This is a genomic window from Motilimonas sp. 1_MG-2023 (genome assembly GCF_030547455.1).
Lineage (GTDB): Bacteria > Pseudomonadota > Gammaproteobacteria > Enterobacterales > CBDFNC01 > Motilimonas.
The window spans coordinates 1-17,418 of record NZ_JAUOPX010000044.1; the positions used below are offsets into that span (position 1 = coordinate 1).

Below are 17,418 nucleotides of genomic sequence, written 5' to 3' on the forward strand. Positions count from 1 at the left end.
GCGGATGAAGCGATTGCGCCTGTCATGGCAAAAACAGCTTGGTCTTGGATTGGAAATACCAGCAAGCCGTTATCAGGGCTGTTGCAAATACTTGCTTAAGCATGGTGAAAGCTGTTGGACCTTCTTGAGGGCAGATGGTCGTGTCCCACTGACAAACAATGAAGCTGAGCGGCGGTTAAGGCGCTATGTAGTGTGGCGCAAATGCAGCTACGGCGTTCGCTCTCATCGAGGGGAACAGTTTCGTGGACGTATCCTTTCGTTCATTGAAACATGCAAAAAACGCGGAATGGTATGCTACTCGACACTGAGCCAGATAGTCGATGCGGTGATCAGCAAACAGCAAACAGCCTTACCCTGATGCATTCAACCTAATGGATGAAGGTCAATACTTCGCTGGTGAATAGTTACCCTTGCACTTCTGAAAGTGCTCCAATTAAAAATGTCGTACCATATTGGTCTAACAGAAGTTGCCTGATTTTACCCAGGCTTAAATGATGCTGGCCAGCCAGCACGGCGATGAGACTCATTAGCCTCGGGCCCATTTGCCCTGTTGGCGCATCGCTAGGCAATTGGCCCTGAGTAACGGTGCTACAGCAATCACAGCGGCCATGAAACAATTGATATTCAGTGATATCCAGCGCTTGTTTTGGCAACTCAAACATTTGGTGGCGACGTGAAGAGTTACGAGAACTGGTTGCCAGTTTGTCTTCGTACTCGCGCAACTTATCCCACAACTCTTTGATGAGTGCGTTAGCATCATTAATGTCCTCAACGTGAGGCGCATCTTGGGTGAACATCGATTTCTTTTTCATGGCGCTGATGTTGGCAGGCTGGAAGGATCCTTCAAGCACGATTTTTAGATCAGTCGATTTGGATCACATATAAATTTCAAGAGGGGGCTGGTGAAAGGTTACGCCCCTTGCGGGCCATTTTTTATGCGTATTGGAAATTAGTTTGTTGTTTTGTGTGAGATTCGCGCTGGTTTGGCAAAAAAAACTGGACTCATTTATCGCAAATACGTAGACTCGCAGCGCTAACATTTGCACCCGTAGCTCAGCTGGATAGAGCGTTGCCCTCCGGAGGCAAAGGTCACAGGTTCGACTCCTGTCGGGTGCGCCACGTTAGCAAATAGTCATATTGCATTTTCATACAGCAGCGGCGGATGTAGCTCAGTTGGTAGAGCCCCGGATTGTGATTCCGGTTGTCGCGGGTTCAATCCCCGTCATTCGCCCCATCTTCTTCCTTGCTTCTCTTTTTTGACTCCTATCTCTATTTCCAGGTAAAGAATTGTAAAACCCTGAACCAATTTTGCGCAAAGCCAGTATCATTAAGTATGCGCTTATTGTTGTGATGTCAGGATGACCCGAAACACTGCCTATTTATACACATTCATGCTTTCTATTGGTCTGTTTGGTTGTAGCCTATCTGCGCCGCAGCAAGCTGAGTTGTCGCCATCTATTGCGGCTAACTGGTCTGCTGAGCATCAAAATGCACCTGTGGCGGCTCAATTTATGCCGCAGTTAACGGCGTTACCGGATCTTCATAAGCTAGTACTGCAAGGATTAACAAAAAATCCTACGCTGTTACAAAGCCAAGCTAAAGTCGATGCCAGCATGGCGCTGTTAAAACAGCAACAAGCGCAGCGTTGGCCGCAAATAAACGCCTATTTGTCAGGTCGTCGCCAAGATAATGGCCAATCTATTACTGATAATACGCAATTTGGGATAGACCTAAGTTGGGAGCTGGATATATGGGGCAAGCTTGACGATGCTAGCCGCGCAGCTTTACTTGATGCCAGTGCAAATCTGAACTTACTTAAGCAGCAACAGCTTGAGCTAACGGCGACGATTGCGCAGCAGTGGTTTAATTTACTCGCTGCTCAGCATCAGTATGAACTTATTCATCAGCGCCGTCTTAATCTTGTAAATAATTTACTGATTATCGAAGAGGGTTATCAAGCGGGGCTTAATGGCTCGTTAGATGTGTTTTTAGCGCGTGCAGATGTTGCTGGAGCGCAAAGTTCTGAGGCGGCAAAGGCGGACGAAATTAAACAAGCCAGTCGCGCTTTGCAGCTAAGCCTAGGCGAATACCCAACGGGCAATTTAAGGGCTAATGGTACATTTAGTTTGAATTTAGATAAGCTGCCGGCAGGATTGCCATCACAGCTGTTACAGCGCCGACCTGACATTCAAGGTGCGCAAGATGCACTAAGTGCCGCTAACGCCCGCATTTCCGTGGCTTACAAAGAGAAGTTTCCCAGTATAAAGCTGACATCTGGGTTGGGCAATAGTTCACCTGAACTAAATGAGTTGCTCCGCGCCGACAGTATGCTGTGGAATTTATTTGCTAATTTGAGTACGCCTTTGTTTAACGCGGGTTTACTCGAGGCGAGGCAACAGCAGCAAGAGGCACTGGCTTTAGCGGCCGCAGCTAATTTACAAGCCAGCGTGCTGAACGCTTTTCAGCAGGTTGAAGCGGCTTTATCTAAAGAAGCGACCTTGGTTGAACAACTTGATAAAGTGAGTGTGGCGGCGCAAAACTCACTGCTCGCCGAAGAGCTGGCCTTTGAGCAATACCAAGGCGGTCTTGTTGACTATGTTACGGTATTGGAAGCGCAGCGACGTTCCTTTGATAGCCAAAGTGCGCGGATCAATATTCGCAATCAAAGGCTACAAAATCGCATTGAACTATTACTTGCCCTTGGCGGCGATCCTCATACCCTTCCTCGTCCTACTGTAGCCACCAACCAAGAGAGCGCCAACTGATGCCTACCGCCTTTTCATCTTCGCGTCCAATGTGGGCAAAAGTATTAAGATTTATTTTACCTGTATTCGTGCTATTGGTTGCGGGCTATGGGGCTTGGTATCTTGCGACTCATCGACCACAGGCGAAAACCCGTCCGCCTGCCAAACCTCCGATCGTGAATGTGCAAGTGTTACCCCTTACGTGGCAAGGCTATCAAGTGAGTATTAATAGTTTTGGTACCATCCAACCACGCAGCCAAGGTGCTTTGGTTAGTCAGGTGGCAGGGAGTATCACTAAGGTGAGCCCTAATTTTGTTGTGGGTGGTTTTTTTGAGCAAGGTGAAGTGCTGGTTGAGGTAGATAATCGAGATTACTTGGCTGCGTTACAAATAGCCGAAGCCGCATTAATTCAAGCTAGGTTAGCCCTTACTCAAGAGCAAGCCAAAGCTGAACAAGCAAAACGTGATTGGCAACGTTTAGGTAAAGGCAAACCGACTGAGCTGGTGTTGCGTAAGCCTCAGTTGGCTGCGGCGCAGGCTAATGTGGCGTCTGCCAAAGCAAAGCTATCCCAAGCTAAGCTTGATTTAGAGCGAACTCAAATTAAAGCGCCTTATGCCGGGCGTTTGTTAACCAAGCAGGTGGATCTTGGTCAGTTTGTTGGCGCAGGTGCTAGCTTGGCCGACATTTACGCCGTGGATTATGTTGAAGTTCGCCTGCCCCTGAGCGAGCAACAGCAAGCATTGGTGAGTTTACCTGAGTTGTTTCGTCAGCAAAAAAGCTCACCTGAGCGGCCTCAGGTTACGATCAGTGCACGGTTTGGCCGCAATAGTTATAACTGGCAAGGTGAGATAGAGCGTACTGAAAGCGCACTGGATGCCAACAGTCGGCAGCTTTATGCCATTGCGCGTATTGACGATCCTTATGGCCGACAAAACCAAGACAAGCCACCCTTGAAGATTGGTCAATTTGTTGATGCCCAAATCCAAGGTAAATCGTTAGAGCGGGTTATGGTGTTACCGCGCAATGCGGTTTATCAGGGTAACCAAGTGATTATGTTCCAAGATGGGGTGTTACTGCGTAAAACCGTTGCGGTGATTTGGGCTGATAATGACTCGTTTATTGTTGACGGCGGGCTCAGTGAAGGTGATTTGTTAGTGACAACACCGCTGGGCAATATCGTGTCGGGCACCCGCGCTAAATTGGCCAAGGAGCTGCCATAATGCACGGATTAATCCGTTGGTTTACCCACAACCACGTTGCCGCCAATTTATTGATGGCGCTTATCTTACTGCTGGGGTTACATGCTTTAACCCAGCGGATCCCACTGGAAGTTTTCCCTGAGTTTGAACTGGACTTGGTCAGTGTAAATGTTGCGCTACCCGGTGCAACGCCTGCTGAAGCGGAAGAGAGCTTAGCGATTCCAATAGAAGAAGCTATTTTAGACATTGAAGGCATCAAGCAAATTACTTCCATGTCTGCGGAAGGGGCATCGCGCGTGTCCATTGAAGTGGCCTCCGGTTATGATACCTATCGCATTAAAGATGAGATAAAAAACCGTATTGATGCCTTAAATACTCTGCCAAATAGTGCCGAACGCCCTGTTATTAGCCAAACCTTACACCAACGTGAAGTAATTAGTGTCACCCTGTCAGCTCAGCTTAGTGAGCGAGAACTAAAGATTTTAGGTGAGCGAGTAAGGGATGATATTCAAAGTATCGAAGGGATTTCCCATGTCACCTTAGAGTCGGTGCGCCCTTATGAAATATCCATTGAGGTGTCTGAGCAAACCCTACGCCAATATAATTTAACCATGGCACAAGTTAGCAGTGCGGTGCAGCAAAGCTCGCTAGATCTGTCTGGTGGCAGTATTAAAACCTTGGGCGGTGAGATCTTACTACGCACTAAGGGGCAAGCTTATCAAGGCCGTGAGTTTGGCAATATTGTGGTGCGCACTGGCGTAGACGGTAGTCGGCTGTTGCTGTCAGATATTGCGGTAATTAAAGATGGTTTTGATGAAACGCCAATCCAGGCAAGGTTTAACGGTGAGCCGGCCGTGATAGTTGAGGTTTATCGTGTTGGCCAGCAAAGTGCCATCGATGTTGCCAATAAGGTTAAAGATTACATCGAGCAAGTAAGGCCTACCTTACCTGTTGGCGTGAGTATTGATTACTGGCGTGACAGTTCAAAGGTGGTGAAAGCGCGCCTGAAAACCCTAACCGACAGCGCTTTACAGGGCTGTATCTTAGTGATTATTTTACTCGCCTTGTTCTTGCGCCCCTCTATTGCCTTTTGGGTCACTATGGGTATACCGGTTAGTTTTATGGGCGGTTTGTTAGTGATGCCGATGTTAGGCATTACCTTAAACGTTATTTCATTGTTTGCCTTTATTATGGTGCTAGGGATCTTGGTGGATGACGCCATCGTGACCGGTGAAAACGTGTATGCCCATCAACAACGCGGTGCTACGCCGCTACAAGCAGCGATCGTAGGGACTCAAGAGGTGTCGGTGCCGGTGACTTTTGGCATTTTAACCACCATCGCCGCGTTTGCGCCGCTAGCGATGATTGAAGGCGTTCGCGGGCAAATATTTGCGCAAATTCCTTTGGTAGTGGTGCCAGTGTTATTGTTTTCTCTGGTTGAATCTAAGCTGATATTACCGGCTCATTTAAAGCATGTCCGTTTATATCAGGCTAAACCAAATCGATTTAGTGTTTGGCAGGGTAATTTTGCTGACGGTTTTGAGCGCTTCATTTTACGCTTTTATCGTCCCGTATTAGCGGCTGTGGTGCATCGCCGATATCTGTCAATTGCGACGGCTTTAGGCGTTGCGCTGGTGGTTTTCACTATGGTGGCCAGTGGTTGGACCCGCTTCGTGTTCTTTCCTCGCGTGCCCTCTGAAACAGTGCGAGCAACGTTAGTGATGCCGGCTGGAACGGCGTTTGCGACAACTGACTTTTATATCCAAAAAATGCTCGATGGCGTGGCGCAATTACAAGACAAATATCGCGATCCAGTAACAGGCGATAGTGTGATATTAGATGTCTTTGCCACCTCTGGTTCTGATGGCGGCGGAGGCAGTGGCGATACCGCGAAAGGACGAGTGATGTTTGAATTAGAGCCGCCAGAAACGCGCACCATGGACATTTCTACAAATGAGTTGGTAAAAGAATGGCGCGCGCTCATCGGCCCAGTTCCTGGTGTCGAGAGCTTATCGTTTCGGGCGGAGATTGGCCGCGGCGGCGCGCCATTAGATGTGCAATTGAGTGCCCGAGATTTTAGTACCTTAAAGCCTGCCAGTGACGATCTTAAGCGCAAGTTAGCTGAGTATCCTGGGGTGTTTGATATTGAGGACAGCTTAGCCAAAGGTAAAACCGAGCTGCAGTTAAGCATTAAACCACAGGCGCAGGCACTGGGTTTAACGCTGAGGGATTTAGCCACGCAAGTTAGGCAGGGATTTTTTGGTGATCAAGTGCAGCGAATTCAGCGTGGTCGTGATGATGTAAAAGTGTATGTGCGTTATCCCAAAGCTGAACGAGAGTCATTATTTCACCTGCAGAATATGTTGATCCGGACTCAATCGGGCACGGCGGTGCCCTTTACTGAGGTGGCGACAGTGACGGTGCTGCAAAGCCCTGCCAGTATTACCCGCAAAGATCGTAAGCGGGTGATTAATATTACTGCCGACGTGAATAAAGAAACCGCTGATATTGAAGCGATCAAGCGAGATATATCGGCATTTTTAGTGCTTTTAAAGCAACAATACCCTGACTTAAGCTACAGCTTAGAAGGGGAGGCGAAGGAACAGAGCGAATCCTTTACGAGTTTAGCCATAGGTTTAGTGTTTGTACTATTTGCGATTTATGCGCTGCTGGCGATCCCGTTTAAATCTTACACTCAACCTTTTGTGGTGATGTCGGTGATCCCATTCGGTGCCATTGGTGCCATTATGGGGCATTGGATCATGGGCATGCCCCTCACTATTATGTCAATGATGGGCATGCTTGCCTTAACCGGAGTGGTGGTCAATGATTCCTTGGTGCTGGTGGATTATATTAACCGGCAACGCAGCAAAGGCATGGCGGTTAAGACCGCGGTGCGCCGCGCGGGTGTGGCGCGCTTTAGGGCTGTGATTTTAACCTCAATTACTACTTTTGCCGGATTAATGCCGCTGATATTTGATCAATCAACCCAAGCGCAATTTTTAATTCCCATGGCGGTTTCATTGGGCTTTGGTATTATTTTTGCTACCGTCATTACTTTGCTGTTGGTGCCGGTTAATTATTTATTGCTGGAAGACCTTAAAATAGCTGTGCATCGCTTACAACGAAATGTATTCGCTGGTTCAACTGAGCTTAGTTAACTTCAGTGGCAAGGAATGACTATGCGAAAGCCACAACCGCCTGCTGTTGGTCGATAGTGGCTTATTTCACCTTTCATCCCTTGTGTAATCAAGTTATATACCAGATTAAGGCCTAGGCCTTTACTCCCTTCTCCTCTTGCGCAAGTAAAGAAGGGATCGTAAATACTGCTAACAATAGCGGGGTCAATGCCACGGCCGTTATCCTCAAACTCAATTTCACAGTTGTTACCGACTAACACCGCCGATACTTCAATTTTGTCCTGCTCTTGGCTATCAAAGCCGTGCTCGAGAGAGTTTAATACTAAATCCTCAAGTATTTGTGCCAGCATCCAAGAGTCTGCTTTTATCACTGCTTTATCGGGGGTAACATGAATAACTAAGTTAACGCGCTGCGGCTTGTTGTAATGAGAAATTGCAAGTTTGAGCGCTTGTTTTAACCAATTTTTTAGCGCTATTGATTCAATATTACTGGCACTGTTACTGACCACGGAAAGCCGTTTAAATTGCGTAACGAGATCCGCCATTTTAGAAATATTTGTATTAATGATGTCGTAGCCTTCTAAGCCATTTTCAATCACTTGGCTGAGGCGGGATTTAGACACTTTGCCTGCAGCGAGATCATCACCTAGCTCATTGAGTAACTCAGGTTGCAAACTGGCCGCTGTTTTTATAATGCCTAGTGGTGTATTGAGTTCGTGCGCCATACCTATTACTAAGTGATTAAGGGCGCGGTGCTTTTCCGCTTCCATCAGATCTTGCTGAGTTTCGGTTAGATCTTGCAATGCTTTTTCTAGGCGCAAGGTTTTTTCGTTGAGTGATGCGGTGCGGTTGAGAACTTGTTGTTCCAACTCGCTGTTTATTTTTTCTAAATCAAGTTGTGCTTGAGTTAACTCAGCGGTACGGGCAAGAATACGGTTTTCGAGTTCTTCATTAAGCTGATATAGCGACTGTTCGGCGTGTTTGAGTTTGATAAACTCACCCAGTAGCGAACCAAACAACCGTAATATATGGCTTTGGTAGGTTTGAAATGGTTTATGGTTTAGTAAGTTATCACAGGCTATCCAACCAATAACGTCGTCCTTATCCCAAATTGCGATGGCAGCATTCCAGCCTTTGCCTACTGTGGCCACTTCTCCGGGCGTGTCGGTAAATTCATATAAATCTTGGTCATGCCAAACGCAGACTTTGCCGCGCGTTGACATTTCTCGGATGACTTTCTTTACATCATCTCGCATGGGAGAGGCGTAATCGGCTTCGCTGCGAATGTTACCTAAGTCGTCGGTCCCCCATGTTCCATACATCCAATCGCGTTCTTTATCGATCATTAGGATGCCCATCCGGTCTATTTCTAGCTGTTCGATACACGCGGTAACAGAGAGACGATAGAGGTCATCGAGATTTTTTGCTTGAGAAAGGCTAATGGATATTTCATGTAATAAAAACAACTGATGGTAAAACGCCTTAGACTGCCTAGTATTGTCTAATAGCTCGCTAGAGGCATCATCTGAGTAGGTGATCAGTCTTGCCATTTTGTTTCCCATATATGTAGCTATGGAATAAGTTTAGGTTAAAAAGAATAGCTTGGCTGAGCACTAGCCGTTGGTTGACTTATTTTTTTATCAACATACGTTCTGTATATACTAAAGCTTGATCTAATGGGACTGGTTTACTGAAATAATAGCCCTGACCAAAATTACATTGATTAGCCAATAAGAAGTCGCGCTGTTCGGCGGTTTCTACCCCTTCCGCTACCACTTTTAATTGAAGCTTTTGCGCCATCACCAGAATGGCTTCGGTGAGCTCTTTATCTTCTTTGTTATCGGGCAAATCCATAATAAAAGCGCGGTCGACTTTGATAGTACTAATTGGCATCAGCTTAAGTTTGCTAAGTGAAGAGTGGCCAGTGCCAAAGTCATCAACAGAGATACCCAAGCCAAAATCACGTAGGTTTTTCAATGAGCTAACAACCTGCTCAATATTTTCAATGAGTAGGGTTTCAGTTATCTCAAGGGTAATGCGGTTAGGGGTGGCATGGTATTGATAAATGATTTGCTTCATTCTTGTGGCCAGTTGCGGATCCATAAATTGACGAGCTGACACATTAATTGATATTTGGATATGCGGCGGAAAGTTAGGCAGTGCTTTACAGGCAGCTTCTAATACCCAGTAGCCGATTTCGGTAATCAGATTGCTTTGCTCCGCGACAGGAATAAAAGCATCGGGGAAGATAAGGCCTTTTTCAGGATGTTGCCAACGGATCAAGGCTTCAAACCCGATCGGTTTGCTGGTGGTTAAATCCACGATAGGCTGATAAAAAAGCACTAGCTCATCATGCTTGAGCGCCTTATTCAGTTCCAGCTCCACTGATAAGTTTGATTTTACTCGCGCCTCCATACTGTTGTTGTAAAACATAAAGCGGCGCTTACCCTTTTGTTTTGCATGGGTCATGGCTAAATTAGCATGTTGAATTAATACTTCAGCGCTGTCTCCGTCTTGTGGCAGTAGGGCAATGCCTGCAGAAATACTAAATTGCATTTGATGGCCATCAATTGAGATAGGTTGGCCTAGTGTCTTTAAGAGTATTTGTAGCCATATTTCGATGCTTTTTAGACTTGACTGGGGAGGCAAGATAATCGCAAATTCGTCACCACCCGCGCGGGTAATAATGTCTTTTTTACTGCATATGTTATGTAACCGATGAGTAACCTCAAGTAACAGCTCATCACCAATTTTATTGCCAAAGGCATCGTTGAGACGCTTGAAATCATCTACCCCTAAGTATACTAGAGCTGCAATTTGGTGAGATTGCTCAATTTCGTTTTGTTGAGTTAATCGTTGCAGTGTTTTAGCTAGCTCAAGTTGTAACAAAGTACGGTTTTTTAATCCGGTAAGGTTGTCAAAATAGGCTAATCGAGAGAGTTCCTTGGTCTGCTTCGCAACTTTTTGTGCGAGTCGTAATGGGTAGCTTGCAAGGTTGTAAATAAGAAAACTCAGTAGGCTGCTGAGAATAGCTGCGGTAGCCCAAAGTTTAGTTAATATTAAGTGTTGATTGGGATCTTGTTGAGCAAGTTCAAGCTGCCATTGATTATCGGCGATGGATAGTTGGGCGCTGGCAAAGATGTCGCCTTGTAAGTCAACATTACCCAAAATTTGTGTGACTGGTTCACCTAAATGTCGCAGAGTGGTTAGTCTAAATTGAATATGGTGGCTTTCTAGTTGCCGCAGGTTATTGCCATTTAACAGCTGTTTGATGGGGATCACGACGGAGGCGAACCCCCAAAATAAAGAGCGTCCTTGTGCTTCGATAAAAATAGGGTTGCGACCAATGACAGCATTATAACCTTGTACTAAACGAAATGGGCCCGCTAGGGTTAGCTGCTGTTGTTGAATAGCATGTTGGGCTTCTTCTTTTCGCTTATCTTGCTGCAGAATGTTATGACCGATGGCTTTCTCATTTCCTTCTAGTGGGTAGATGTACTCGACGGTGCCATTAGGGGCGAGCTGTAGGCTGTCGATGCCTTTTATGTGGTTAAATAGATAAGAGGCTTGTTGCTCAAAGTCGATGACCTGGCCTTGATCGTGTTTAATCTGTTTACTCAGCAAATAAGTGGCACTGAGCGCATGGGTGACCTTTTGGGAAATGATTTCGGCTTGCTGTTTGGCGATAAGGGTTAATGTTATGCGCTGTTCTTTGCGCCAATCTTGCTGTATTTTTTTAATGCTAATAGCACTAAGTGTAATCAGCATGATAAAACTAAACAGTGCAATAAGTAATGCTGGTCGATTTAATGAGAATGCTCGCGGCTTTAGTCGCGGAGAAGACATTGGTAATCCTTTAAATGTACTCTGGAGAGTATAGAGCATGAATTTGAAAGCAGAGTACTTGTTAACATTAAGTTACATCTTTGGTAAAGGGCCCAAATAGTAATTTGTGCTAAAACCAATAAAAAACTCTATTTTTTAAGTGTTTTACTCATTGTTTACCAAAGCATAATTGTATTTCCACATTAGTGGTGATGCGTCATAGAGGGTACTTTTAGTGCTTTTTTAGTTTAATGATGAGACTGACTTTTGTTGGCTATTGTTTTTGTGATCTCTCCAGTTATTTAGTGTTGCCTAACAGGTATTTTTTTGACTTTTTGTTAAAGTGTACCTTCTGTGATTCAATCGCCCTGCTGTTAGGAATATAGCTACATGACGGATGTTGTAAATACAAGTACTCAACCTGAGCTCATGGCTCAGCTTCAACATGATTATGGTCAGAATATCGTGTTTTATTTGGATCAAAAGGGCGGGGTGATTTATTTAAATGCAACAGCGAAGCAGCAGTTGAGTGAGGCAACGTCGGTTGTAGAATTTTTACCGCATTTTAAAACTAGTATTGAATGGGTCAGTTTTTGGAATCAGGTGCGCTCTAAGGGGTCACTTGATATTTGTTATGAAATGCAGTTACGCGATGGCTTGAGTAACTTGCAGATTCACTGCCGCTTTATTGATGAAACGAATGGCATTTTTTGTGAAGCGAACACCTTACCCATCGCCTCTCAAGAATTAGCTCAATTAAGTTTATATAAGCGTATTGTGGCTTCTTCTACTGATTTAGTGGCTTACGTTAATCAAAGTTTAAGCCTTGAGTTAGTTAACCCAAGCTTTGCCCGTTTTTTTGGCTTGGCTGATTTCGATGAAGGGCAACCTGTTGCAGAAGTATTTGATTTTCAAGTGTTTGACGATCATATTCTGCCGCGCTTACAGTTATGCCTGAAAGGCTCTATTTGCACTCACCAATTTTGGGTGTCTAGTTTAAAGGGTCGACGTTGTTTAGAGATTAATTATACCCCATTTACTTTATCGTCTGGTCAAATCTGTGGTGTGGTGCTGGATGCGCGAGACATTACCGAGCGTGTATTGGCCGAGCAAGCGCGTGCGTTAGCAAGTAAAGTGTTCGAGAACGCCGCAGAAGCGATTTTGATTGAAGATAGTAAGCAACGGATCGTCTCGGTTAATCAAGCTTTTTGCCAAATTACTGGGTATCAACGTAATGAAGTGGTGGGGCGCACAGGTTTGCTGTTGAGCTCACCGAAAAACGACCCTGTGGTGCTGCGGAAAATGTGGCGAGAATTGAACCGAGATGGCGTATGGCGCGGTGAAATATGGGGCCAACGTAAGGATGGCAGTGAGTTTCCCGGTTGGTTGTCTATTGCGGCGATCCGTGATGGTGACCGTGACAGGGTGACCAAATACGTGTCGTTGTTTTCTGATTTAACCCATAAAAAGCGCAGTGAAGAGCGCATTTGGCGTCAAGCTAACTTTGATTCTTTAACGGGGATTGCTAACCGCCAACGGTTTGAAGTAAGCCTTGAAAAGGCGATGTCCAGCCAGCAAGCAGGCGTGCTACTGTTTTTAGAGTTTGACACATTTAAGGCAACTAACGACCGCTATGGCCACTCAGTGGGTGACCAGTTACTGCAAGACATAGCATTGCGTTTATTGGCTTGCGTGCAACCTAACGACATGTGTGCACGTTTTGGTGGGGCGGAGTTTGCAATCTTATTGTCAGAGCCTGAAAGTATCTCTCAGCAAACCAAAATTTGTATTGAGCTACTTGAGCGCTTGTCTGAAGAGTTTGTGGTTGATAATAAAAATTTATTTTTAAGCTGCCATATCGGTATCGCCCAAGCTTATTCTGATGCACTTACAGCCAGTGAGCTGATCGATAAGGCTTATATGGCAATGAATCAAGCCAAAGTACAGAAACACTCGCGTTTTCTTCGTTACAGTGCCGAGCTGGAGTGTAATAGCCAGCTTAAATTGAGTTTTGAAAATGAATTACGTCGCGGCTTAAAACAGCAAGAATTTGAACTTGCGTTTCAGCCGATCTTATCGATGCAATCACAACATATCATTGCTACCGAAGTGCTGATGCGCTGGCGCCACCCTGAAAAAGGCATTATTAATGCCAATGATTTTCTTGCTGCGGTGGAGGATGCTGATATGTTGAATCCTCTAAATGAATGGATGTGTCAACAAGCTATTGCGCAATATCATCAATGGCAGCTAGAAGGACGACAGCTCGGTCGCCTAGCCTTGAATATTGCTCATCTACAGCTGCAAGACTTAGGCTTTTTCCACTTTTTGCGTTCATTAATGGTTGAGTACCAAATTGCACCAGAACAGCTCATTCTTGAAGTAACTGAGCAGTTCATTGTCAACTCGAGTCATGAGGTGATCGCTCAGTTTAAGCGCTTGCAGGAGCAAGGGCTGCTGCTGGCTCTTGATGACTTTGGTCGGGGTTATGCGTCTTTGCATTATTTAAAACAATTCCCGCTGAATATTCTTAAGTTAGAGCGGGTGTTTATTAAAGATATAGAAACTTCAGAAGTCGACTTGTTGCTGGCTGAAAGTAGCATTCAGTTAGCTAGCAAGTTGGGGTTAACCGTGGTGGCGGAAGGGGTTGAAACCCAGTCACATTATGACCTATTAACTAAATTGGGCTGTGATTGGATGCAAGGCTATTTTATTAGTCCGCCCTTACCGCTAACAGAGTTTAACTCGTGGCATACGGGCTATGTGGACGATTAAAAAAGCGGAGGAAGTAGCCTCCGCAAAAAATTTGAGTGTGGTAGTTAACGTAAACCGAGCCGCGGTTAAACGTTAACTGAGTTGAGAGTGAACTTAGTTGAGTAAATCGGTCAGCGCTTTACTCTCTTCTAGCATGGCTTCTTTGGCATTTAAGATATTGCTTAAAGATAGCTCTAGGCGGATCGCTAACGCTTTGTTGTAGTGTTTTTCAATTTCTTCTTCACTCCAATCTTGTTGCCAAGCATGGTTGAAGAAACTGGCCATGCAAATAAACCCAGCATCTTCATTAAATGTTTCTGCGCTTAAAGGGGTCAATTGATCTTCGATGGCATGAACAAAGCTATCGGAGAACTTCCAGCGTTTAGCAAGCTCGGCACCGACCTCTGCATAGTTAAAACCAAGTACTTGTGCTTCTGCTTCTTCGCGGCTTAAACCTTGCTCTATTTTAGCGGCCATACGCTGTTCGTCTTCTTCGGTGTCGGCAATTAAAATAATCAGCTCACCTAACTTATGTAACATGGCACAAGTGAAGGCAGTATCTGGTGCGTGGCTGGTTTGCTTCGCAAGGGATTTACAGATACTGGCAACGCGAAAGGTGTCACCCCAAAATGCTTTTTGATCGAAGTTATCAAAATGTTTAAATGAGGATGAGATACCTGAGGCCATGACCAAAGTACGCACAGTGTTAAAGCCAAGACGGATCACGGCATCTTCAATACTGGTGACATCTTTACCACGACTAAAATGAGCTGAGTTGACTAAGCGTAATACTTTGGCACTTATTACTGGGTCTAAGGCTATTTTATTTGCGACTCCGACAATATCGGCATCGTCATTGTTAAACGTTTGTATTAATTCCTGCACTACTTTGGGAATAGTAGGCAATTTATCTAGCTTGCTAAACAGTATTTGAATATCCATATAAGCCTCTGATAGACAATGAAGAAAACTGAATATAGTACATATTTAGCAGTGTTGAACTATTTGCGCAAAATTGGCGTTTTAATTAATGTGTTAAGTCGTTTTATCCTTGGCTTTTGTGAGAACGTTCACAACTGATAATACCTAGTCAGCTCAATGTTTTGGTTTAATGACAACATAAGAAATTTGCTTTTGCTTGCCGTATTTCACCATATTCGTGAGCTCGGATTGGCTAATGGGAACATAGGCAGAGTTGATGATGTCGCGTTGTTGCTCGACATTCGGATCATGGAAAAAAAAGTATTGCTCATTCATACCGCTGAGTACTATCCAATGGGGACCTTTTTCGCCATTAAAACGATAAGTACTAATTAGCATTAACACGCAGTAACCAGATTGAATCCACAGGCGCAATTGCTCAAGTGTGGGCGACTGAGTTTGCGTTGCAATATTGAGTGCGGTTAGCTGCTGGCTAAAGTCTTGATGTACTAATTCAATCACGGCTTTTTTATTCACATCTCGCACCCCATCGATAAAGGGGATTGAGGCCGATTGACTAAATAGTTCCACCCCAAAACCTCGTCGATTAGCCGCAAGGGCTAAGCCTTGCGCGCTGCATCCGCCATGGCCACTGGTCATGAAAACGGTTGTCGCCTCACGCCAGATTTTAACTTCGTCTAAGCGGTTAGGTTGATAACTGCTATCTAAATAGGCAAAACTCATTAATAAACAGGAAGGGCCGCAAGTGAATGGTAGTGTTTGCACATACAAAGGCATGGCTAATACGCTACTCGGCCCAGGCGGATCGAGTCGTTTATGCATACGTAGACCATCAGCTAAATCATCATAATAATGCACTAAGGTTTTAAGTACCTTGTAGCCCATTTTTTGGTAAAGATTTTTTGCCGCTATATTGTCATTACGCACCTCTAGGCGTAATGTGATGAAACCTCGTGCAATGGCTTCTTGCTCGCATTGCTGAACCATTTTGTAGGCTAAGTTTTGCCCTCTAAAAGTACTGGCGACCGCGACAGAATAGAGTCGCGCGAGCTGAGTGCCACGGTTAAATAACACTAGCCCGTAGCCTGCAATTTGCTGTTCGATTTCGACCACTAGAAAGTAAGCCAATGGCGAGGTAATAAAGCGTTTCATTTGACGAGCACTAATGCGATCGCCGGGAAATGCCGCTAGCTCTAGTTGGTTAAGTGATGCTAAATCATTAGGAGTAGCTGCGCGCAGTAGCATGGTGAGTCTCGAGGATGAGCAACAATATAGTAGCAATTTAATCCTTTACCCTGATAAGAGGCAATCACTTTTTTATGGCGCGTTTTTTAATTGTAACTGATGAAGCTGGCGATTGGCGTCCTTACTTACCCAGTGAAAATATGGTGTCGGTAAACGACTATTTGGATATGGGCGCGTATGCTGATAGCAGTGCAACCCAAGTTATTAACTTATGTCGCAGTTATGACTATTTGAGCAGTGGTTATTATTGCTCGCTGATGGCAGAGGCGCGTGGCCACCGAGTGCTGCCTAGGGTAATGACAATTAATGATCTCTCGCAAGATCGATTTTTCAGTTTGCCGCAAACGGGCTTGGATAAACTACCTGCTGATGTGGCAGTGTTAAGTTTCAAAATCTATTTCGGCCACACTGATATCCCCGCACTGGAAAAAATGTGTCGTAAGATTTTTGAGCGCTTTACCGTGCCGGTTTTGGATATGAAGCTCCAGAAAGTGGCGGGTAAATGGCAAATTGAAAAAGTAGAGCCTTTTGCTTATCAAGATCTCAACGATAATGAGCAGGATTCTTTTGCTAAGTATTTAGAAGTTTTTTCGCAAAAAGTTTGGCGTATGCCTAAGCCTTCTAAGCGCTATCGCTACGAAATGGCGATGCTGGTGGATGAGCAAGAAAAGATGCCGCCATCGGATAAAGGCGCGCTAAAACGTTTTGTCAAAGCAGCAAATAGAATTGGCATGGATCTAAAGCTTATCGGCCCTAATGATATGGCAACGTTGGGTGAGTATGATGGCTTATTCATTCGCTCGACCACCAATATCAGCAATTTCACTTATCGTTTTGCTAAAGCAGCGGAAAAAATGGGCTTAGTCGTGATGGATGATACTGAATCTATTATGAAATGCACCAATAAGGTGTTTCTTACCGAGTTACTCAACCATAATAAAGTGCCGATGCCCAAAAGCATGATAGTTAAAGCGTCTGACCCTGACTGGGCCGATAACCTGATTGCAACGATTGGACTGCCGATGGTGCTTAAAGTACCAGATGGTGCGTTTTCATTGGGGGTGGTGAAGGTAAAAAGTCGCGAGTCGCTACTCGAGCAAGCCGAGATTATTTTTAGCCATAGTGCACTAATTTTGGCGCAAGAGTTTTTGCCGACCGATTTTGATTGGCGTATCGGTATTTTAAATCGTCAGCCGATTTTTGCTTGTCGTTATTATATGAGTCGTGGTCATTGGCAAATTTACCAACACCACCAAAGTGGACGAGTTAGCAGTGGTAGCTTTGATACCTTAGATTTAAAAATGGTGCCTAAATCGGTCGTTGATACCGCGCTTAAGGCGGCGAACTTGATTGGTGATGGTTTTTATGGCGTTGACCTAAAAGAGGTTGATGGTAAAGCTTGTATTATTGAAGTGAATGATAACCCGAGTGTTGATCATGGCGTGGAAGACTTATTCTTAGGTGATTTACTGTACGATCGGATCATGACTGAGTTTTTAAGACGGATTCAATTACGCGGTTTCTAACCGTCGTTTTTAACTCCCTGCGCCAGTGCTTCACTGGCGTTTT

10 protein-coding genes, 2 tRNA genes and 1 pseudogene are annotated in these 17,418 nt (G+C 45.0%); 8 read left to right on the forward strand and 5 right to left on the reverse strand.

Annotated elements, in window-relative coordinates; all coding sequences use genetic code 11:
• The first annotated feature begins 4 nt into the window (after positions 1-4).
• Positions 5-358: a transposase gene (locus tag Q4519_RS22470; RefSeq protein WP_369293062.1), complete on the forward strand. Its 354-nt coding sequence runs from the start codon at positions 5-7 to the stop codon at positions 356-358.
• A gap of 49 nt (positions 359-407) precedes the next feature.
• Here Q4519_RS22470 and Q4519_RS17880 read toward each other — a convergent pair.
• Positions 408-812, reverse strand: a pseudogene (locus tag Q4519_RS17880) (DUF6444 domain-containing protein); the annotation flags it as partial.
• 230 nt (positions 813-1,042) lie between these two features.
• Between Q4519_RS17880 and Q4519_RS17885 the strand changes: the two are divergent.
• The 5 genes from Q4519_RS17885 to Q4519_RS17905 all read left to right on the forward strand — a co-directional run bounded on the left by Q4519_RS17885 (position 1,043) and on the right by Q4519_RS17905 (position 7,104).
• A tRNA-Arg gene (locus tag Q4519_RS17885) sits at positions 1,043-1,119 on the forward strand.
• 39 nt (positions 1,120-1,158) lie between these two features.
• Positions 1,159-1,234, forward strand: a tRNA-His gene (locus Q4519_RS17890).
• Between the two features lie 124 nt (positions 1,235-1,358).
• Complete coding sequence (locus Q4519_RS17895) at positions 1,359-2,765, forward strand: efflux transporter outer membrane subunit (RefSeq protein ID WP_303514632.1); 1,407 nt, start codon at positions 1,359-1,361, stop codon at positions 2,763-2,765.
• On the forward strand, positions 2,765-3,964 hold the full coding sequence (locus Q4519_RS17900) for an efflux RND transporter periplasmic adaptor subunit (protein ID WP_303514635.1): 1,200 nt from the start codon (positions 2,765-2,767) through the stop codon (positions 3,962-3,964). The genes Q4519_RS17895 and Q4519_RS17900 overlap by 1 nt, the downstream gene beginning before the upstream one ends.
• The gene (locus tag Q4519_RS17905) at positions 3,964-7,104 is read left to right on the forward strand and encodes an efflux RND transporter permease subunit (protein WP_303514638.1); all 3,141 of its coding nucleotides are present in this window, start codon (positions 3,964-3,966) and stop codon (positions 7,102-7,104) included. The genes Q4519_RS17900 and Q4519_RS17905 overlap by 1 nt, the downstream gene beginning before the upstream one ends.
• 2 nt (positions 7,105-7,106) lie before the next feature.
• On the opposite strand, the gene Q4519_RS17910 is transcribed toward Q4519_RS17905, so the two are convergent.
• Both Q4519_RS17910 and Q4519_RS17915 read right to left on the reverse strand, forming a co-directional pair.
• Positions 7,107-8,633, reverse strand: coding sequence for a sensor histidine kinase (locus Q4519_RS17910; protein ID WP_303514640.1), 1,527 nt, complete (start codon positions 8,631-8,633; stop codon positions 7,107-7,109).
• Positions 8,634-8,712: 79 nt separating this feature from the next.
• On the reverse strand, positions 8,713-10,929 hold the full coding sequence (locus Q4519_RS17915; protein WP_303514643.1) for an EAL domain-containing protein: 2,217 nt from the start codon (positions 10,927-10,929) through the stop codon (positions 8,713-8,715).
• A 369-nt stretch (positions 10,930-11,298) separates the two neighbouring features.
• Here Q4519_RS17915 and Q4519_RS17920 point away from each other — a divergent pair, with 369 nt between their 5' ends.
• The gene (locus Q4519_RS17920; RefSeq protein ID WP_303514646.1) at positions 11,299-13,683 is read left to right on the forward strand and encodes a bifunctional diguanylate cyclase/phosphodiesterase; all 2,385 of its coding nucleotides are present in this window, start codon (positions 11,299-11,301) and stop codon (positions 13,681-13,683) included.
• Positions 13,684-13,776: 93 nt separating this feature from the next.
• Here the strand turns inward: Q4519_RS17920 and Q4519_RS17925 are convergent, their stop codons facing one another.
• Positions 13,777-14,604: an HDOD domain-containing protein gene (locus Q4519_RS17925; RefSeq protein ID WP_303514649.1), complete on the reverse strand. Its 828-nt coding sequence runs from the start codon at positions 14,602-14,604 to the stop codon at positions 13,777-13,779.
• Positions 14,605-14,757: 153 nt separating this feature from the next.
• Positions 14,758-15,849 (reverse strand): GNAT family N-acetyltransferase/peptidase C39 family protein, encoded by a 1,092-nt coding sequence (locus tag Q4519_RS17930; RefSeq protein WP_303514651.1) that lies wholly within the window; start codon positions 15,847-15,849, stop codon positions 14,758-14,760.
• A gap of 74 nt (positions 15,850-15,923) precedes the next feature.
• On the opposite strand from Q4519_RS17930, the gene Q4519_RS17935 reads away from it, so the two are divergent.
• On the forward strand, positions 15,924-17,375 hold the full coding sequence (locus Q4519_RS17935) for a RimK family protein (RefSeq protein WP_303514653.1): 1,452 nt from the start codon (positions 15,924-15,926) through the stop codon (positions 17,373-17,375).
• Positions 17,376-17,418: the final 43 nt, after the last annotated feature.

Coding starts and splice junctions, on each gene's coding strand:
- Q4519_RS22470 (WP_369293062.1), top strand. CDS start 5: ATGAAGCGATTGCGCCTGTCATGGCAAAAACAGCTTGGTCTTGGATTG.
- Q4519_RS17895 (WP_303514632.1), top strand. CDS start 1,359: ATGACCCGAAACACTGCCTATTTATACACATTCATGCTTTCTATTGGT.
- Q4519_RS17900 (WP_303514635.1), top strand. CDS start 2,765: ATGCCTACCGCCTTTTCATCTTCGCGTCCAATGTGGGCAAAAGTATTA.
- Q4519_RS17905 (WP_303514638.1), top strand. CDS start 3,964: ATGCACGGATTAATCCGTTGGTTTACCCACAACCACGTTGCCGCCAAT.
- Q4519_RS17910 (WP_303514640.1), bottom strand. CDS start 8,633: ATGGCAAGACTGATCACCTACTCAGATGATGCCTCTAGCGAGCTATTA.
- Q4519_RS17915 (WP_303514643.1), bottom strand. CDS start 10,929: ATGTCTTCTCCGCGACTAAAGCCGCGAGCATTCTCATTAAATCGACCA.
- Q4519_RS17920 (WP_303514646.1), top strand. CDS start 11,299: ATGACGGATGTTGTAAATACAAGTACTCAACCTGAGCTCATGGCTCAG.
- Q4519_RS17925 (WP_303514649.1), bottom strand. CDS start 14,604: ATGGATATTCAAATACTGTTTAGCAAGCTAGATAAATTGCCTACTATT.
- Q4519_RS17930 (WP_303514651.1), bottom strand. CDS start 15,849: ATGCTACTGCGCGCAGCTACTCCTAATGATTTAGCATCACTTAACCAA.
- Q4519_RS17935 (WP_303514653.1), top strand. CDS start 15,924: ATGGCGCGTTTTTTAATTGTAACTGATGAAGCTGGCGATTGGCGTCCT.